Source organism: Micromonospora sp. CPCC 206060 (genome assembly GCF_036906895.1).
GTDB lineage: Bacteria > Actinomycetota > Actinomycetes > Mycobacteriales > Micromonosporaceae > Micromonospora.
The window spans coordinates 1-930 of sequence record NZ_JBAKHU010000249.1; the positions used below are offsets into that span (position 1 = coordinate 1).

Here is a 930-nt window from a genome sequence, read left to right on the forward strand (position 1 = left end):
CCCGATTGATAGCGAGCATACGGATTATCCGACGATGTGCCGTCGGACCAGACGGCTCCCCCCGATCGAGGAGGCACCAGAGATGCAGCGTCCGACCGCCCGTTCCTCCCGTACCGGCACGGTGGCGGCGCTCTGCGCCGGCCTGCTGCTGACCCAGCAGGCATGCGCCGTCGACCCGGACGGGGAGCCCCCAGCGGCACCGTCGGCCGGCCCGACGACAGGTGCCCCGACCGGCGACCCGCAGGCCACGCCGTCCGCCACCACGCCGTCGGCGACCACCGGTTTGCCGTCGGCGGGAGGTGGCGGTGGTGGAGACGGGGCCATTCTGCGGGGTGAACGTCAGGTCGTCATCACACCGGTCCGTTCGTTCGAGTCGGTCCTGGCCGTCGACGACAAGGGGCGACTGAACCTCACCGACGGTGAGGCGGAGTACGCCCTGTTCGTCCTCGACCCGGTGGGCGGCGGCCGGCATCAGATCAAGACGGCGAAGGCCGGCAGCGGCGGTGAGCCCTTCTGCATGGGCTTGCGGGACAACGGCACCAGCCCGACCACCATCGTGGCGGCCGCCTGCGACACGTCGGCGGCCGGGCAGCTCTTCACGCTGGAGCGGATGTGGGCCACGGACGAGCAGGGCCGCCCGACGTATGCGATCCGTGGCGACGGGGGTGTCCACCTGCGGACCATCGCCAGCAGCGGTCTGGTGGCCCAGGCGGCGGGTGCCGGGGGACCGGACACGACCTTCGCCTTTGTCGACAACGGCAAGGCCACGCTGCCGGAACTCGGCGACTGACGTGCTCCCGGTGGGCCGGACCAGGGTGTCCGGCCCACCGGCGCGATCGCCTCGATCTCGGTGCCGGCCCGCGCCTCGGCGGTGGTGCCGGCCCGCGCCTCGGCGGTGGTGCCGGCCCGCGCCTCGGCGGTGGTGCCGGT

The 930-nt window shown here is 73.1% G+C and carries 1 protein-coding gene; it reads left to right on the forward strand.

Translation table 11 applies throughout. The features are described 5' to 3' along the window. Positions 1 to 82 precede the first annotated feature (82 nt). On the forward strand, positions 83 to 790 hold the full coding sequence (locus V6U90_RS33555; RefSeq protein ID WP_334445221.1) for an RICIN domain-containing protein: 708 nt from the start codon (positions 83 to 85) through the stop codon (positions 788 to 790). Positions 791 to 930 lie beyond the last annotated feature (140 nt).

Bases quoted from the DNA above. Each gene is read 5' to 3' on its own strand.
- V6U90_RS33555 (WP_334445221.1), top strand. From the start codon at position 83: ATGCAGCGTCCGACCGCCCGTTCCTCCCGTACCGGCACGGTGGCGGCG.